This window comes from Pseudomonas sp. ES3-33, from assembly GCF_000952175.1.
In the GTDB taxonomy this organism is placed as follows: Bacteria; Pseudomonadota; Gammaproteobacteria; order Pseudomonadales; family Pseudomonadaceae; genus Aquipseudomonas; species Aquipseudomonas gregormendelii.
Genome location: NZ_JZRI01000079.1, coordinates 1 through 16312 on the forward strand (window position 1 = coordinate 1; position 16312 = coordinate 16312).

Annotated in this window: 16 protein-coding genes and 1 pseudogene; 11 read left to right on the plus strand and 6 right to left on the minus strand. The window is 61.2% G+C overall.

From position 1 onward, the window contains the following. A partial coding sequence (locus UB23_RS30280) for a hypothetical protein (protein ID WP_045060099.1) occupies positions 1-241 on the plus strand: 241 nt, incomplete at its 5' end. Positions 242-274: 33 nt separating this feature from the next. Here UB23_RS30280 and UB23_RS15005 read toward each other — a convergent pair. Next, positions 275-595: a hypothetical protein gene (locus tag UB23_RS15005; RefSeq protein ID WP_045060100.1), complete on the minus strand. Its 321-nt coding sequence runs from the start codon at positions 593-595 to the stop codon at positions 275-277. A gap of 137 nt (positions 596-732) precedes the next feature. Then, positions 733-993: pseudogene (locus UB23_RS15010) on the minus strand (pilin assembly protein); the annotation flags it as partial. A 201-nt stretch (positions 994-1194) separates the two neighbouring features. Here UB23_RS15010 and ppc point away from each other — a divergent pair. The 7 genes from ppc to UB23_RS15045 all read left to right on the plus strand — a co-directional run bounded on the left by ppc (position 1195) and on the right by UB23_RS15045 (position 8494). Next, entirely contained in the window at positions 1195-3825 is a 2631-nt protein-coding gene (ppc, locus tag UB23_RS15015) for a phosphoenolpyruvate carboxylase (protein ID WP_045060102.1), read from the plus strand. 287 nt (positions 3826-4112) lie between these two features. Continuing rightward, positions 4113-4763, plus strand: coding sequence for an adenylate kinase (adk, locus tag UB23_RS15020; protein WP_045060103.1), 651 nt, complete (start codon positions 4113-4115; stop codon positions 4761-4763). Positions 4764-4848: 85 nt separating this feature from the next. Further along, positions 4849-5523, plus strand: coding sequence for a tRNA (adenosine(37)-N6)-threonylcarbamoyltransferase complex dimerization subunit type 1 TsaB (gene tsaB / locus UB23_RS15025; protein WP_045060104.1), 675 nt, complete (start codon positions 4849-4851; stop codon positions 5521-5523). 254 nt (positions 5524-5777) lie between these two features. Continuing rightward, positions 5778-6083 (plus strand): hypothetical protein, encoded by a 306-nt coding sequence (locus UB23_RS15030; RefSeq protein ID WP_045060105.1) that lies wholly within the window; start codon positions 5778-5780, stop codon positions 6081-6083. Beyond that, positions 6083-6943, plus strand: coding sequence for a DUF72 domain-containing protein (locus UB23_RS15035; protein WP_045060106.1), 861 nt, complete (start codon positions 6083-6085; stop codon positions 6941-6943). Before UB23_RS15030 ends, UB23_RS15035 begins: the two co-directional genes overlap by 1 nt. 31 nt (positions 6944-6974) lie before the next feature. Next, positions 6975-7796: an isocitrate lyase/PEP mutase family protein gene (locus tag UB23_RS15040; protein WP_045060107.1), complete on the plus strand. Its 822-nt coding sequence runs from the start codon at positions 6975-6977 to the stop codon at positions 7794-7796. Positions 7797-7798: 2 nt separating this feature from the next. Continuing rightward, on the plus strand, positions 7799-8494 hold the full coding sequence (locus tag UB23_RS15045; RefSeq protein WP_045060108.1) for an extensin-like domain-containing protein: 696 nt from the start codon (positions 7799-7801) through the stop codon (positions 8492-8494). Between the two features lie 3 nt (positions 8495-8497). On the opposite strand, the gene UB23_RS15050 is transcribed toward UB23_RS15045, so the two are convergent. Continuing rightward, a complete protein-coding gene (locus UB23_RS15050) occupies positions 8498-9121 on the minus strand; it encodes a hypothetical protein (RefSeq protein WP_045060109.1) in 624 nt (207 codons plus the stop codon). Positions 9122-9213: 92 nt separating this feature from the next. Between UB23_RS15050 and UB23_RS15055 the strand changes: the two genes are divergently transcribed. Continuing rightward, positions 9214-9996 carry a class I SAM-dependent methyltransferase gene (locus tag UB23_RS15055; RefSeq protein ID WP_045060110.1) on the plus strand — a complete coding sequence of 261 codons (783 nt, stop codon included), beginning with the start codon at positions 9214-9216 and terminating at the stop codon, positions 9994-9996. 115 nt (positions 9997-10111) lie between these two features. Here UB23_RS15055 and UB23_RS15060 read toward each other — a convergent pair whose 3' ends face one another. After that, complete coding sequence (locus tag UB23_RS15060) at positions 10112-10756, minus strand: TetR/AcrR family transcriptional regulator (RefSeq protein WP_045060111.1); 645 nt, start codon at positions 10754-10756, stop codon at positions 10112-10114. Between the two features lie 93 nt (positions 10757-10849). Between UB23_RS15060 and UB23_RS15065 the strand changes: the two genes are divergently transcribed. Both UB23_RS15065 and UB23_RS15070 read left to right on the plus strand, forming a co-directional pair. Next, entirely contained in the window at positions 10850-11950 is a 1101-nt protein-coding gene (locus UB23_RS15065) for an efflux RND transporter periplasmic adaptor subunit (RefSeq protein WP_045060112.1), read from the plus strand. Between the two features lie 6 nt (positions 11951-11956). Next, positions 11957-15022, plus strand: coding sequence for an efflux RND transporter permease subunit (locus UB23_RS15070; RefSeq protein WP_045060113.1), 3066 nt, complete (start codon positions 11957-11959; stop codon positions 15020-15022). Positions 15023-15135: 113 nt separating this feature from the next. On the opposite strand, the gene UB23_RS15075 is transcribed toward UB23_RS15070, so the two are convergent. Further along, positions 15136-15813, minus strand: a complete 678-nt coding sequence (locus tag UB23_RS15075) for a DUF4197 domain-containing protein (RefSeq protein ID WP_177328562.1) — start codon at positions 15811-15813, stop codon at positions 15136-15138. Positions 15814-15851: 38 nt separating this feature from the next. After that, a complete protein-coding gene (locus UB23_RS15080; RefSeq protein WP_045060115.1) occupies positions 15852-16250 on the minus strand; it encodes a YbaY family lipoprotein in 399 nt (132 codons plus the stop codon). Positions 16251-16312: the final 62 nt, after the last annotated feature.

Genomic DNA, 16312 nt, shown 5'->3' on the forward strand with positions numbered 1-16312 from the left:
AGATGTGTATAAGAGACAGAATTATGTGAGAATGTGTTTGAAGTGTGGTCAGGTTAGTTCTCCTGATAAAGATATTCAGGACGGCTATCAGAATGTTTTTGTAAAAACCTACCACTGCCTAATGAAAATGTCTGAAGGTTCTTTGCTTAATAAGGCCAGAATGAGTAAATTTCAAGGTTACGAAACGCTTTATGCTCAGGCAGTTCAGAAACTGGCTAGTCAACAAGGTCAACCTGAATAGCCTCTTGCGAGGCTCTATTCAGGATTACAGACCCTATCCCCGTAGGGTCTTTGAAATTGCTTGTTCAGCTTCGACGTAGGCGGGTGTCTTACCAGCGTCGGCAAAAATCTCTTCACCTTCCTCCACTCGGAACACCTCAGACCCTTTGATGTAGGGCATGGCTGTTTCCGCTTCTTTTATAGCAGTGTGAATTAGCCCCTCAGTGATGACGCTTTCATCCAGTTCGTAGGCTTCCGCAAAGGCTTTGATTTTCACTAGGTCTTGTTTGCGGATGGTCAGGGTGATTTCAGCAAGCTCCGAGGCTTCGTGAGCCTTGTTTTCCCAGTTGCTGAGCATGGTCTTGAAGGTGTCCATGGGGTATCTCCGGCTTGGCTACATGTGTTCGTAAATCTGTGACTGTCTTTACCACTCATGGTTCGTTGAAATGATCGCTAACCCATGGTCTAGGCGGCTTTCAAGAGATCTTGAGTTTTTCCTATTGCGTGCTCGCTTTCTTCGTACAATGGATCGCCTTCTTCGTCGGTTGCCACGACGGTCGATCCCTTCACATACGGGAAGCTTTTCTCAAGCTCCTCCAGCGCGGCGCCGATCAGCTCCCCGAGCAGTTCTTCGGGCTGGCGCTTGGGGTACATTTCGGTGATGGCCGCCAGTCTCGCGGCCGCTTCCACGTCCAGGTGAATCTTGTAACCGGTGTCGGTCAGGCGACCTTTGGCATTTTCTTCCCAATGCTGGGCGAGCTCGCGAATTTTCATGACAACCTCATTGCGCGCCTGCTCGTGGCAGGCCGGAGAGTATCCGCCGGTGAGGGGCGGCAAGCCGTTGTACGGCTTACTCTTCAGACTAGCTTCAACCCCAAAGGTTTACAGTCCCTTCGTCGTCTGCTTGTCAGAAACAGTCTGGAGCGGCACTCTTGAGGTTCCTGGCCGCCCGGATTTTTTGCTGGAGAACTGCTGATGACCGATATTGATGCACGCTTGCGCGAGGATGTTCACCTGCTGGGTGAGCTGTTGGGCAACACCATTCGCGAGCAGTATGGCGACGGCTTCCTCGACAAGATCGAGCAGATTCGCAAGGGGGCCAAGGCCGACCGGCGCGGTTCGATGGACGCCGAGCTGAGCGCCAGCCTCAACCAGTTGAGCGAAAATGAATTGCTCCCGGTTGCGCGGGCGTTCAACCAGTTTCTCAACCTGGCCAATATCGCCGAGCAGTACCAACTGATCCACCGACGCGAGGAATCCCAACCGGCACCTTTCGAGGCCCGGGTATTGCCGGAGTTGCTCGCTCGCTTACGGGCCGAAGGTCATGGTGCCGAAGCGCTGGCGCGGCAGTTGGGGCGGCTGGAGATCGAGCTGGTGCTGACCGCGCACCCGACGGAGGTGGCACGCCGTACCCTGATCCAGAAATACGACGCCATCGCCGAGCAGTTGGCGGCTCAGGACCATCGCGACCTGACCAGCGCCGAGCGCGAGCAGATCCAGGTCAAATTGCAACGCCTGATCGCCGAAGCCTGGCACACCGAGGAAATCCGCCGCACCCGCCCGACCCCGGTGGACGAAGCGAAATGGGGTTTTGCGGTCATCGAGCACTCGCTGTGGCAAGCCATTCCCAATTATCTGCGCAAGGCCGACAAGGCCCTGCACGACGCCACCGGCCTGCACCTTGCGCTGGAAGCTGCGCCGATTCGCTTTGCTTCCTGGATGGGCGGCGATCGCGACGGCAACCCGAATGTCACGGCGGCGGTCACCCGCGAAGTGCTGCTGCTGGCGCGCTGGATGGCGGCGGATCTGTACGTTCGTGACATCGATCAACTGGCAGCGGAGCTGTCGATGCAGCAGGCCAGCGATGGGCTCAAGGCAAAGGCCGGCGACAGCGCCGAACCTTACCGCGCGGTGCTCAAGCAACTGCGTGAACGTCTGCGGGCAACGCGTAACTGGGCGCATGCATCCCTGACAGCCAGCACACCGGCAACGGCTGATGTGCTGCAGGACAACCGCGACCTGCTAGGTCCGCTGCAGCTGTGTTATCAGTCGCTGCACGAGTGCGGCATGGGCGTGATTGCCGATGGACCGCTCCTCGATTGTCTACGCCGAGCGGTGACGTTCGGGCTGTTCCTGGTACGCCTGGATGTACGCCAGGACTCCTCGCGGCATTCGTCGGCCATGACCGAAATCACCGATTACCTGGGCCTGGGGCGCTACGAGGACTGGACTGAAGAAGAGCGCATCGACTTCCTGATGCGCGAGCTGGGCAACCGTCGACCATTGTTGCCGGCGTACTTCAAGCCATCGGCCGACACCGCCGAAGTACTGGCCACGTGCCGGGAAATCGCCGCCGCGCCGGGCGCTTCGCTGGGCTCGTATGTGATCTCCATGGCCGGCGCCGCCTCGGACGTGCTGGCCGTGCAGCTGCTGCTCAAGGAGGCCGGGGTATTGCGGCCGATGCGTGTAGTGCCGCTGTTCGAGACGCTCGCCGACCTGGATAACGCCGGCCCGGTGATCGAAAAACTGTTGCTCCTGCCAGGCTATCGTTCACGCCTGCACGGCCCGCAGGAAGTCATGATTGGCTACTCCGACTCGGCCAAGGATGCCGGTACCACGGCGGCCGCCTGGGCGCAGTATCGCGCGCAGGAACGCCTGGTCGATATTTGCCGCGAGCAGCAGGTGGAGCTGCTGTTGTTCCACGGCCGCGGTGGCACCGTTGGACGTGGCGGCGGTCCTGCTCACGCAGCCATTCTGTCGCAGCCGCCGGGTTCGGTCGCGGGGCGGTTCCGCACCACCGAGCAGGGGGAAATGATCCGCTTCAAATTCGGCCTGCCGGATATCGCCGAACAGAACCTCAACCTCTACCTGGCGGCCGTGCTGGAGGCAACGTTGTTGCCACCGCCACCGCCGGAGCCGGCCTGGCGCGATCTGATGGACGAACTGGCCGCTGATGGCGTGAAAGCCTATCGCGCAGTGGTGCGGGAAAATCCGCAGTTCGTCGAGTATTTCCGCCAGTCCACCCCGGAGCAGGAGCTCGGTCGCCTGCCGTTGGGCAGTCGCCCGGCCAAGCGACGCGCGGGTGGTATTGAAAGCCTGCGGGCCATTCCCTGGATCTTCGGCTGGACCCAGACCCGACTGATGTTGCCAGCCTGGCTTGGCTGGGAAGCGGCACTGAGCAAGGCGCTGGAGCGCGGCGAAGGTGAGTTGCTGGGGCAGATGCGCGAGCAGTGGCCGTTCTTCCGCACGCGCATCGATATGCTGGAGATGGTCCTGGCCAAGGCCGATGCGGACATCGCCCGGTCTTACGACGAGCGTCTGGTGGAGCCGGATCTGCTGCCACTAGGTGCGCATTTACGCGACCTATTGTCGCAGGCCTGCGCGGTGGTCCTGGGGCTGACCGGTCAGTCCCAACTGCTGGCGCATAGCCCAGCCACCCTCGAATTCATCCGCTTGCGCAACACCTACCTCGACCCGCTTCATCTATTACAGGCGGAGTTGCTGGCGCGCTCCCGGCAGCAGGAAGTCACTCAAGGCAGCCCGGTAGAACAGGCGCTGCTGGTGTCTGTGGCGGGGATTGCCGCTGGTTTGCGTAACACCGGCTAACATTTTGCGGTGGCGTCCGGCACCTGCAGCGGGTGGCGGATGCCTGCCGCCGAGTCGCGCGAAAGTGCGGTCAGGCGACAGTTAGTGATGGGGTTGCGACTTGGGGTACCCCGTCGCAAAGTCACGCAAGGCGTGGGTTTCTCCGACTTTCGGCGGCTTGTGTGGGCAGGAACTGCTGTGTATCTTGAGCAGCCTTTGGCCGTTTGGGCGGTCACGACCCTATTTTTGAGATTGGCCCCATGAGGCGAATCTGACGTTATCCATATAAAAAATTGAGGAGCACATCGATGCGCGTCATTCTGCTGGGAGCTCCCGGGGCCGGTAAAGGTACTCAGGCGAAGTTCATCACCGAGAAATTCGGCATTCCGCAAATCTCCACTGGCGACATGCTGCGTGCAGCGGTCAAGGCTGGCACCGAGCTGGGCCTGATCGCCAAGAGCGTCATGGACAGCGGCGGTCTGGTCTCCGACGACCTGATCATCAACCTGGTCAAGGAACGCATCAGCCAGGCTGACTGCACCAACGGATTCCTGTTCGACGGTTTCCCGCGCACCATTCCTCAGGCTGAAGCGCTGGTCAAAGCCGGCGTGGAGCTGGATCACGTGGTCGAGATCGCCGTTGACGACGAAGAAATCGTTCAGCGCATCGCCGGTCGCCGTGTTCACGAGGCCAGCGGCCGCGTCTACCACACCGTCTACAATCCGCCGAAAGTTGCCGGTAAAGACGACATCACCGGTGAAGACCTGGTGCAGCGCAAGGACGACACTGAAGAAACCGTTCGTCATCGCCTGTCGGTCTACCATTCCCAGACCAAACCGCTGGTGGCTTTCTACCAGAAGCTGTCGGCTGAAACCGATGGCAAGCCGAAGTACAGCCACATTGCTGGCGTCGGCTCCGTCGAAGCGATAACCGGCAAGGTGCTTGAAGCCCTGAGCTGATCTGCGTTTGATCTTCTACGGCCCGCTTGCGGGCCGTAGTTGTTTATACTGGCGCACTTTTTCTGACTCTCTTACGGAAACATCGATGAGCACCTTGCTGGCCCTGGACACCGCGACTGAAGCCTGCTCTGTTGCCTTGCTGCATGACGGCAAGGTCACGAGCCATTACGAGGTGATCCCGCGCCTGCACGCGCAAAAGCTGTTGCCGATGATTCAGCAGTTGCTGGCAGACGCCGGGACCACGCTGCAGGCGGTCGACGCCATCGCATTTGGCCGGGGGCCGGGAGCATTTACCGGCGTGCGGATCGCCATCGGCGTGGTCCAGGGCCTGGCCTTTGCCCTGGATCGCCCGGTACTGCCGGTATCCAACCTGGCAGTGCTGGCGCAGCGGGCCTTGCGCGAGCATGGCGTGAGCCAGGTGGCCGCGGCTATCGACGCGCGCATGGATGAAGTGTATTGGGGTTGCTACCGCGAGACAGCGGGGGAGATGCGCCTGGTCGGTGCCGAAGCGGTGCTGGCGCCGGAAGCGGCAGCGTTGCCTGCCGATGCCAGCGGCGAGTGGTTCGGTGCGGGTACCGGTTGGGGCTATGCCGAGCGCATAGCCGTCAATCCGAGCGGGCAGGATGCGGGCATGTTGCCCCACGCTGAAGACCTGCTGACGCTGGCCAGATTTGCCTGGGCGCGCGGTGAAGCCATCGTGGCGGATGAGGCGCAGCCGGTTTATTTGCGCGATAAAGTGGCGACGCCCAAAGCAAGATAAGCTTGAATCGCGGTGGTTTCTCCGCGAGCAAGCCCGCTCCCACAGATTGCGAGTTGTCACTGAACTTGTGTGCGACATGCCTCCTGTGGGAGCGGGCTTGCCCGCGAAGACGGCCTCGCAGACACAGCCAATCGTCAGTTTCCATCTTCCATGTTTAAACCTTTTGCCTTTTTTGTGTTCTAGTTATCATTCGGCAGTTTGCGAAGAGCCCTGCGCGCCACTAAACTGCCATCATCGATACCGAGCATGACTTTATGCGTATAGACGGCTTTTCCTCTCAGTCCTACCCCATCAAGCGCCAACAGCGTAAGAGCACTGTGGTGCAGGACGAGCCGGTCGATATCGACGGTGAGCTGGAATATCCATCCGAAGAGCAAATGGCCGCCCGCGCCGCCAAAGCTGGCGCGCAACGCCTGGGTAATCTTCCGGCGCGTCAGCAGGACATGATCTACCATCGCGCCATGAGCAAGAGCGTCGCAATGGCCCTTGCCAGCTACCTCAGCACTGCCGGTTTCGTCGATTGGGATGCAGACGTGCTGGGCCTCGACCTGTACATCTGATGCGGCTGCCGTATTACCTCGGTTGCCCGTCCTGGAGTGAAAACGCCTGGCGCGATTACTTCTATCCGCAAGATGCCCGGCCTGCCGAGTTCCTGTCGCTTTATTCCCAGGTGTTCAATGCGGTTGAAGGCAATACAACCTTCTACGCCAGCCCGGCTGCCAGTACTGTGCAGCGCTGGGCCGACACCATGCCCGAGCACTTTCGCTTTACTGCCAAATTCCCCGGCGACATCAGCCACAGCGGCGACCTGCGTGAACAGCTGACTGCGGCCGAGACTTTCCTGCAACTGCTCAGCCCCTTGGGTGAACGAGTCTCGCCACTGTGGCTGCAACTGCCGAAAAGCTTCACACCGCAACGCCTGCCCGAACTGGCGGGTTTCATTGATGCGTTGGAGCGGCCACTGGCGGTGGAGGTGCGCCATCGGGAGTTCTTCGCCAAGGGCGACAGCGAACGCATTCTCAATCGATTGTTGCGCGATCGTGGCATCGAACGTATCTGCCTCGATCCACGGGCACTGTTCAGTTGCACCTCGACCGATCCTGCCGTGCTCGACGCCCAGGCTAAGAAGCCCAACGTGGCGACTCGCCCGGCGGCGTTCACACAGTGCCCACAGGTGCGCTTCATTGGTCATCCACAGCTGGAAGCGAATGATCCGTTCCTGGTGCCCTGGGTGGAAAAAATTGCGCAGTGGATCGAGGAGGGCCGCACGCCTTATATCTTCCTGCACACCGCCGACAACCTGCTGGCGGCGAAACTCGCGCAACGTTTCCACACTCAACTGATGCTGCGTTTACCTGGTCTGCCGGCGCTGCCTGAGCTATACAGAGAGCCCGCCGCCGAACAACTTGGTTTGCTCTGAGGCGTGAGTCGTCTTTTCCAGGAGCCTGCCAATGGATGCGCAAACCCTTCGAGCCCAGGCGTTCAAAGCGCTGCATGAACGCGACAAGGCTTTCGTGATTCCCAATCCGTGGGACGCCGGTTCGGCGAAAATGCTCGCCAGCCTGGGGTTCCAGGCCCTGGCCACCACCAGCGCCGGTTATGCCTTCTCCAATGCTCGCCCGGACGGCGGACTGAGCCTGGATGACACCCTGGCCAATGTCCGGGCGATCGTCGCGGCCTCGGACCTGCCAGTGGCGGTCGATCTGGAGAACGGCTTTGCCGATGATCCCGCCGCCTGTGCGCAAAGTATTCTGCGTGCGGCAGAGGCCGGGGCTGTTGGCGGCTCGATCGAAGACGCGACGGGCCGCGATGACGCGCCGATTTATTGTTTCGAACATGCCGTGGCGCGGATCGAAGCGGCAGTATCAGCCGCTCGCAGCTTGCCCTTTGCCTTCACGCTGACGGCCCGGGCGGAAAACTTCCTGCACGGCAATCCGGACCTGGCGGATACGATCCACCGTCTGCAGGCGTTTTCTGAAGCGGGCGCCGACGTGCTGTATGCACCCGGGCTGCGCAGTGCCGAGGAGGTCTTGGCGGTGGTTCGTGCGGTCGCGCCCAAGCCGGTCAATGTGCTGATGTCCGGTGGCCTCAAATTGACGGTCGCGCAATTGAACGACATGGGCGTCAGGCGCATCAGCGTCGGTTCGGCGCTGGCTCTGGCGGCCTATGGCGAGTTTTTCCGTGCGGCGCGGGAGATAAAGGAGGCCGGCACGTTTGACTTCACCTCAAGGTCCATGCCGTACGCCCAGGCCAATCAATTGTTCAAGGGCTGACGATGCGGTTGCGCTGGTGGCTGTTGTTCCTGCTGCTGATCATCGGCTCAACCGCTGCGGGCGTGTGGCGTGGCTGGATCGCGGTACCGCCGCAGTGGAACCCCTGGGCGCCGCTGGACGTTGCCGCTGCGCCGAATGTCCTCACGCGCTACAAACTCATGCGCTTGCGCGCCGATGCCCAGCTGTGTGACCAGGCCCTGGCCACTTCCGGCTTGCGCGTGAACCGCCAGGCCGATAGCCCCGACGCGACCTGCCCGCTGCTTAATACCTTGCGCATACAGGGCGGCGAGGTCGCGTTGAGCAGCAGTTTCCTCGCCAGTTGCCCATTGGCCGTGACCTTCGCACTGTTCGAGCGCCATGCCCTTCAGCCTGCAGCTCAGGCGATCTATGGGCAGGCGGTGGCGCGGGTCGATCATCTGGGCAGCTTCGCCTGTCGCAACGTCTACGGGCGCGAGAATGCGAGGCGCAGCCAGCATGCGTCCGCCGATGCGCTGGACATCGCCGGTTTTCGCCTGGCAGATGGGCGAACGATCAGTGTGCTCAAGGACTGGCCAGGGGATAATCGCGACGCGCAGTTTTTACGGCAGGTTCGCAATGGCGGCTGTGGGCTGTTCAGTGTGGTCTTGAGTCCGGATTACAATGCCGCCCATCACAATCACTTTCATGTGGATGTCGGGCCGTGGTCGGTGTGCCGCTGACGGTCAGGCGGCGATGCGCAGGTTGTGCAGGACGATCGGGCGAGCCCAGCCGATGTCGAAGTCGAAGTTTTTCTGCTGATCCACCAGTTCTTCGGGCGAGAAAGGCGGGAACGGCTTGTCCAGCAGATCAAGTTCGAATTCGGCGATGGGCAGGTGCAGCAGGCGCGGTTGTGGCGCCGGGCCAACGTCTGCCAACGGTTGGCCAGCATTGAGCACGATCGGGCGAACCCAGGCGCTTTCGAAATCCTGCTGTTTCTGTTGGGCGACGATTTCTTCTTCCGGGAACGGTGGGAAGGGCTTGTCGACCAGGTCCAGCTCGAACTCGGCAATTGGCAGGAACAGTGGTTCGGGCGGGCGTACTACGTGGTCCTGCACGTTACATTCGCGCTGCGAAACGATATGCGCGAGCAGGTCGCTACCCACGGTGGGTTCGACCGGGCTGTCGAGGTCGACCGCCGGGAAATCCAGCGAAGCGGGGAGCACCTCTTCCTTCGACTGATCAGCCAGGGCCCGGGCAAAAAAATCCTGCCACAGATGACTGACGCCGCTCAGTGCTTGGGAGTTTCGCAGGCTGTAATCGCCGTAGGGCGAGATAAAGCCTGTGATGATGGGTTGAATGTCTGACATTTTTCTCGGTCGACGCTCAGCTCTGGCAAAATGCTCGATAGTTTTGTTATCGGCCGTTTTTGCCGATCATTAATTTTTTGAGTGTGTTTTCCATGATTGAGCAACCGTCGGCCTGCCGCATCCATGTCGAAGCCCTGAGCACGACCTTCCAGCCAGAGGCCGAACAATGGGCCGAGCGCCTGGGTTTGCCGTTGCAGGTGGCCGATGCCGAGTTCGCGCTGCAGGTAGGCGAGCAGGGTTTGCAACTGCAACAGCTCGGGGCCGATGCGCCGGGGCCGGTGCGGGTGGATTTTGTCGAAGGCGGTGCGGCCCACAGGCGCCTGTTTGGCGGTGGCACCGGGCAGATGATCGCCAAGGCGGTGGGTATCGGCCAAGGCGTGCGGCCGCGGGTGCTGGATGCCACGGCGGGGCTGGGCAAGGATGCGTTTGTCCTGGCGAGTCTGGGTTGCGAGATGAGCCTGATCGAACGCCAGCCTTTGATTGGCGCCTTGCTCGAAGATGGCCTGCTGCGTGCGGCGGAGGATTTCGACGTGGCGCCGATCGTGGCGCGCATGCGTTTGCTCAAGGGCAACTCGATCGAGGTGATGCGCAACTGGGAGGGGGAGCCACCGCAGGTGATCTACCTGGACCCGATGTTCCCGCATCGTGAGAAAACCGCGCTGGTGAAGAAGGAGATGCGCCTGTTCCGGCCACTGGTGGGCGATGACCTGGATGCGCCGGCCTTGCTCGCAGCGGCGTTAGCCCTTGCCAGCCATCGCGTGGTGGTCAAGCGCCCGCGCAAGGCACCGTGCATTGAGGGGCCCAAGCCCAGCCATGCGCTGGACGGGAAATCGAGTCGGTATGATATTTATCCGAAGAAGGCGCTCAAGTCCTGAGACCGGGTTGCGCCTTTCGCGGGCAAGCCCGCTCCCGCAGGGATTCGTGTTAAATCACAGACCTCCTGTGGGAGCGGGCTTGCCCGCGATGGGGCCGGTCCTTGCTGCAAATAACTCAGACTGAATCCGGCCGATAAGCCCGCATAAACAACCCCACCACCTCCCGCACATGGCTTTCCGCGGCCTCCCCGGCCAGCGGCGCGCCGCAGCCATACAGCAGGCGAAAATTCCCTGCGCCCTTGAGCAGGCAAAAGAAATGCTCGGCCGCGTTGCGCGGTTTATCGATGCTCAGCGCGCGGCTTTGGTCGATCCTTACCAGCAACCGTTCCATGCCATGCAGCATGCGCTCGGGGCCGGCTTCGAAGAAGATCAGCGAGAGCTTCGGATCCTGGCTGCCCAGGGTCATCATCAGGCGGTGCAGGTTCACCGATTCATCGCTGTTGATCAGTTGGTGAAAACCATGGGCAATGTTCAGCAGCACGGTCTCCACTGCGATGCCGTCGGGCAACTCGAAAAACAGCGGCGGCAGTTGTTCTTCACATTTGGCCACGACGGCCGCGGAAAACAGCGTTTCCTTGTCGTTGAAGTGGCTGTACACCGTGAGCTTTGACACGCCGGCCTCGGTCGCCACTGCGTCCATGCTGGTGTTCGCGTAGCCGTTGCTCAGGAACAGGCTTTTCGCCGCGTCGAGGATCGCCTGGCGCTTGGCCAGATCCTTGGGACGGCCAGGGCCGTTGGGGGCTGAAAGATTGTTGGGCATTCTTCGCTTTAATACTGGACTGGTGAGTTTGCTATTAATAACATACTGGCCAGTATAATTATTCCAAGCACCATTAGCGAAAGGTCCTTCACCATGTTCCGCTATGCCTTGCCCCTCGCGTTGCCAGTCGGTCTGGCTTTTTTATTGTCCGCGTGCGGTCATGAGGAGGCGCCTCAGGTCACGGTGCGACCGGCCATGATGGTGCAGCCAGAGCCTTCGGCGCAGGCCATGGAAAGTTTCCCCGGTGAAGTGCGGGCGCGTTTCGAGCCGGACCTGGCTTTCCGGATTGGCGGCAAGGTGATTCGACGACTGGTCGAGGAGGGGCAGCGGGTCAAGGCTGATCAGCCGCTGGCGGAGCTTGATCCCCAGGACGTACGCCTGCAACTGGAGGCCACCCGCGCCCAGGTCGCGGCGGCCGAAGCCAATCTCAATCTGGTGCGTGCCGAGCGTGATCGCTACAAGACCTTGATGGACCGTCAGATGGTCAGCCGTTCGGCGTACGACAATTCCGAAAATCTTTACCGATCCGGTGAAGCGCGCCTCAAGCAAATCAAAGCCGAATTCAACGTATCGACCAACCAGGCCAGCTATGCCGTTCTGCGGGCGCCCCAGGACGGTGTGGTGGCCAAGCGGGCGGTGGAAGTCGGGCAGGTGGTAGCCGCCGGGCAAACCGTGTTTACCCTGGCCACTGATGGTGAGCGGGAAGTGCTGATCAGCCTTCCGGAGCAGAGTTTTGGCCGGTTCAAGGTGGGCCAGCCGGTGTCCGTGGAGCTCTGGACCCAACCTGACCAGCGCTTTGCCGGGCGGATCCGCGAACTCTCGCCGGCGGCCGATCCGAAGTCGCGCACGTTCGCCGCGCGTATTGCCTTCACCGCCGGCAAAGTACCGGCCGAACTCGGTCAGAGCGCCCGGGTGTTTATCCAGGCCGCTGACGTCGTATCGCTGTCAGTGCCGCTCTCGGCAGTCACCGCAGAAAACGGCGCCACCTACGTCTGGGTACTCGGCGCCAACAACACCCTGAAAAAAGCCCCGGTGCGTGTCGGCGCCTTCGGCGAGAAGACCGTGCCGGTGCTGGAAGGCCTGAACGCCACTGATTGGGTAGTCGCCGCCGGTGTTCATGTGCTGCATGACGGGCAGCAGGTGCGCCCGGTGGACCGCTCCAACCGCGTGATCAATCTGGCGGACAAGGAGTAATCCCCGATGGGCTTCAATCTTTCCGAGTGGGCGTTGCGTAACCGCCAGATCGTACTGTTCCTGATGCTGCTGCTGGCCGTGGTTGGAGCGCTTTCCTACACCAAGCTCGGCCAGAGCGAAGACCCGCCGTTCACTTTCAAGGCCATGGTAATTCGCACCAATTGGCCGGGCGCAACGGCCGAGGAAGTCTCGCGGCAGGTTACCGAACGCATCGAAAAGAAGCTGATGGAAACCGGGGAGTACGAACGCATCGTGTCGTTCTCTCGTCCAGGAGAATCCCAGGTGACGTTTATCGCCCGGGATTCCATGCACTCGGTGCAGATTCCCGAGCTGTGGTATCAGGTGCGCAAGAAGATCAGCGACATTCGCCACACCTTGCCCCCGGGCATCCAGGGGCCGTTTTTCAACGATGAATTCGGCACCACCTTCGGCAATATCTACGCCCTGACCGGCGATGGGTTCGATTACGCGGTGCTCAAGGACTACGCCGATCGCATCCAGATCCAGCTGCAACGGGTCAAGGATGTCGGCAAGGTCGAGCTGCTTGGGCTGCAGGACGAGAAGATCTGGATCGAGCTGTCCAACGTCAAGCTCGCCACCCTGGGTTTGCCCCTGGCCGCAGTCCAGCAAGCGTTGGAAGAGCAGAATGCGGTGTCTACGGCGGGGTTCTTCGAAACCAGCAGTGAACGTTTGCAGCTGCGGGTGTCGGGGAATTTTCAGACAGTCGATGAGATAAAGAACTTTCCAATCCGGGTGGGCGAGCGTACGTTCCGCATTTCCGATGTGGCTGACGTACGGCGTGGTTTTAACGACCCGCCGGCGCCGCGTATGCGCTTCATGGCGCAGGACGCCATCGGCCTGGCGGTTGCGATGAAGGACGGTGGCGACATCCTGGTGCTGGGCAAGGCGCTGGAAGTCGAATTCGACCGCATCCAGAAGAATCTTCCGGCCGGGATGCAGTTGCGCAAGGTCTCGGACCAGCCCGCTGCAGTAAAAACCGGCGTTGGCGAATTCATCCAGGTGCTGGTGGAGGCCCTGGCGATCGTATTGCTGGTAAGTTTCTTCTCCCTTGGCGTGCGCACCGGCATGGTCGTGGCGTTGGCGATTCCCCTGGTGCTGGCGATGACATTCGCCTGCATGTATTACCTGGGCATCGGCCTGCACAAAATCTCCCTCGGAGCCCTGGTGCTGGCGCTGGGCTTGCTGGTGGACGATGCGATCATCGCCGTGGAAATGATGGCGATCAAAATGGAGCAGGGCTTCGACCGGGTCAAGGCGGCCAGCTACGCCTGGACCAGCACCGCGTTCCCGATGCTCACCGGCACGCTGATCACCGCCGCCGGCTTTCTGCCGATTGCCACGGCGCAATCGGGCACTGGCGAGTACACCCGCTCGATCTTCCAGGTAGTGACCATCGCACTGCTGGCGTCCTGGGTCGCCGCCGTGGTCTTCGTGCCGTATCTGGGGGAAAAACTCCTGCCTGATCTGGCGAAAATTCACGCAGCCAAACACGGCAGTGGTCAGCCTGATCCTTACGGCACTCCGTTCTATCAGCGCGTGCGGCGCCTGGTGGAGTGGTGCGTACGGTGGCGCAAGACCGTGATCGTGTTAACCGTGGTGTTGTTCATTGCCTCTATTGCGCTGTTCCGGTTTGTGCCGCAGCAATTTTTCCCGGCGTCCGGCCGCCTTGAACTGATGGTCGACCTGAAGCTGGCCGAGGGCGCGTCCCTGAGCAACACCGCCGAAGAGGTCAAACGTCTCGAAGTGCTGCTTAAGGATCACGCCGGTATCGATAGTTACGTGGCTTACGTGGGCACCGGGTCACCGCGCTTTTACCTGCCGCTGGATCAGCAACTGCCAGCCGCCAGCTTTGCCCAGTTTGTGGTGCTGGCCAAGACCATCGAAGACCGCGAACCCCTGCGCACCTGGCTGATCGAGACCCTCAACGAGCAGTTTCCGGCCTTGCGCTCGCGGGTGACGCGCCTGGAAAACGGCCCGCCCGTGGGATATCCGGTGCAGTTCCGGGTGACCGGTGAACACATCGAGGAGGTGCGTGCCCTGGCGCGCAAGGTCGCGGCGAAAGTGCGCGAGAACCCGCATGTGGTCAACGTGCACCTGGACTGGGAAGAGCCGAGCAAGGTGGTGTACCTCAACGTCGATCAGGACCGTGCCCGGGCGCTTGGGGTGAGCACCGCGAGCCTGGCAAAATTCCTCCAGAGTTCCCTGACCGGTTCCAGCGTCAGCCAGTACCGCGAAGACAACGAATTGATCGAGATCCTGCTGCGCGGCACCCTGCACGAGCGTACCGAGCTGTCGTTGCTGCCGAGCCTCGCCGTGCCGACCGACAACGGGCGCAGCGTGGCGCTGTCACAGATCGCGACGCTGGAATACGGCTTTGAAGAGGGCATCATCTGGCACCGTAATCGCCTGCCCAACGTCACCGTTCGGGCCGATATCTACGGCAAGGAACAACCGGCGACCCTGGTGGCGCAGATCATGCCGACCCTCGATCCGATTCGCGCCGAGCTGCCGGACGGCTACCTGCTGGATGTCGGCGGCACCGTCGAAGATTCGGCCCGTGGGCAGAACTCGGTGAAGGCTGGCGTACCCTTGTTTATCGTGGTGGTACTGACCTTGCTGATGCTGCAACTGCGCAGCTTCTCGCGCACGGTGATGGTGTTCCTGACCGCGCCGCTGGGGCTCATCGGCGTGACGCTGTTCCTGTTGGTATTCCGGCAGCCGTTCGGCTTCGTCGCGATGCTGGGGACCATCGCCCTGTCGGGGATGATCATGCGCAACTCGGTGATCCTGGTGGACCAGATCGAGCAGGACATCGCCGCCGGGCTCACGCCTTGGCAAGCGATCATCGAAGCCACGGTCCGACGCTTCCGGCCAATCGTGCTGACGGCGCTGGCGGCAGTGCTGGCGATGATCCCGCTGTCACGCAGCGTGTTCTTCGGGCCGATGGCGGTTGCCATCATGGGCGGGCTGATTGTGGCCACAGCGTTGACGCTGTTGTTTCTGCCGGCCTTGTATGCGGCATGGTTCCGCATCAGGAAGGACCCGGCCTGATCCTCCCCTGTGAGAGCAAAGCTTGCTCGCGATCGATGCTACGCGATTTCACTCGCAGATCGCCTCAGGGCTATCGTCGCAACGCTTCCCGCAGCAAGCTTTGCTCCCACTGTTTACAGGCTGCCAAACACCTTCTTCGCCAAACTGGTCGCCGCAGCGGCCGGGTTGTTGCGGATGGTTTCTTCCTGTTTGCCGATCATCTCGAACAGGCCGTTCAGCGCTTGCTCGGTCACATAGCCTTCGATGTTGGCGTTCTTGGCATCCAATACACCCAGGGTAGCCGCCTGACCGGCGAAGGCGTTGTATTGCTTGGCCAGGCCGACCTGGTCGGTGGCTTGCTTGACGATGGGCAGGAACTTGACGCGGATCTGTTCGCGACTGGTTTTGCTCAGGTACTGCGTGGCCGAGTCATTGCCGCCGCCCAGGATGCCCTTGGCATCGTCGACCGTCATCTTCTTCACCGCATCCACAAGAATCGGCTGGGCCTGGACCACGGCCGTTTCAGCGGCCTTGTTCATGCTGGTCTCCAGTTGATCGACCTGGGCCCCCATGCCGAACTGTTTCATCTTGCTGGCGACCTTGCCCAGTTTGCCCGGCAGCTCGATTTTCACTTCAGGGTTGTTACTGAAGCCGCCTGGAGCGCCCAGTTGTTTGACGGCGAGCTGTGCGCCTTGGGTCAGGGCGTCCTTGAGACCCCCGGTAGCGTCTTTTTGTGACAGGTCATTGAGCGACAGCGCCATGGCGTTGGCGCACATCAGCAAGCCTGCAAAGAGGCCGGTGAAGCGGAGGATCATGGGGGGCATGGCGGCTTCCTAAGGGTAAAAGGGCTTTAGCGAGCGGCGTTCACGCGAATCTTCAGTGGCTGCGGATCACTGCCATCCAGCTGCACGGCGTGATTTTCGGTGGTGATGAACAGCAACTGGCCATCCGCTTCGATGCGTGCGCTGACCGAGTAACGGTGGCCGGGCTTGACCTGCGCCGGGTCGTAGCTCAGGTGAAAGGGCAGTGGCACCTGGCCTTTGACCGGGCCTTTGTGTTCGTCGAGGACGACCGCTGGTGCGTCGGCCAGGGAGACGTCCTGCAAGCTGACGCTCAGGGTGGCGGTCGGCGGCAAGGCGATGCGTTGCAGGTAGAACACTTCGCCGTCGAGGCTGGTTTTTGCTGCAGGTTGCATGGATTGGCAGGCGCTGAGCAGGGTGGCTGCGGCCAGGAGAGAGAGTTTTTTCATAGGGGTGTCTCCGTTCTGAATGTGGGCGCCAGGCTGCTCCGGGCGGCATTCGACATATTTGC

Excerpts from the sequence above, each read along its gene's own strand:
- tsaB (WP_045060104.1), top strand. The coding sequence starts at position 4,849 with ATGAGCACCTTGCTGGCCCTGGACACCGCGACTGAAGCCTGCTCTGTT.
- UB23_RS15045 (WP_045060108.1), top strand. The coding sequence starts at position 7,799 with ATGCGGTTGCGCTGGTGGCTGTTGTTCCTGCTGCTGATCATCGGCTCA.
- UB23_RS15060 (WP_045060111.1), bottom strand. The coding sequence starts at position 10,756 with ATGCCCAACAATCTTTCAGCCCCCAACGGCCCTGGCCGTCCCAAGGAT.
- adk (WP_045060103.1), top strand. The coding sequence starts at position 4,113 with ATGCGCGTCATTCTGCTGGGAGCTCCCGGGGCCGGTAAAGGTACTCAG.
- UB23_RS15065 (WP_045060112.1), top strand. The coding sequence starts at position 10,850 with ATGTTCCGCTATGCCTTGCCCCTCGCGTTGCCAGTCGGTCTGGCTTTT.
- UB23_RS15050 (WP_045060109.1), bottom strand. The coding sequence starts at position 9,121 with ATGTCAGACATTCAACCCATCATCACAGGCTTTATCTCGCCCTACGGC.
- UB23_RS15055 (WP_045060110.1), top strand. The coding sequence starts at position 9,214 with ATGATTGAGCAACCGTCGGCCTGCCGCATCCATGTCGAAGCCCTGAGC.
- UB23_RS15040 (WP_045060107.1), top strand. The coding sequence starts at position 6,975 with ATGGATGCGCAAACCCTTCGAGCCCAGGCGTTCAAAGCGCTGCATGAA.
- UB23_RS15030 (WP_045060105.1), top strand. The coding sequence starts at position 5,778 with ATGCGTATAGACGGCTTTTCCTCTCAGTCCTACCCCATCAAGCGCCAA.
- UB23_RS15035 (WP_045060106.1), top strand. The coding sequence starts at position 6,083 with ATGCGGCTGCCGTATTACCTCGGTTGCCCGTCCTGGAGTGAAAACGCC.
- ppc (WP_045060102.1), top strand. The coding sequence starts at position 1,195 with ATGACCGATATTGATGCACGCTTGCGCGAGGATGTTCACCTGCTGGGT.
- UB23_RS15005 (WP_045060100.1), bottom strand. The coding sequence starts at position 595 with ATGGACACCTTCAAGACCATGCTCAGCAACTGGGAAAACAAGGCTCAC.
- UB23_RS15070 (WP_045060113.1), top strand. The coding sequence starts at position 11,957 with ATGGGCTTCAATCTTTCCGAGTGGGCGTTGCGTAACCGCCAGATCGTA.
- UB23_RS15080 (WP_045060115.1), bottom strand. The coding sequence starts at position 16,250 with ATGAAAAAACTCTCTCTCCTGGCCGCAGCCACCCTGCTCAGCGCCTGC.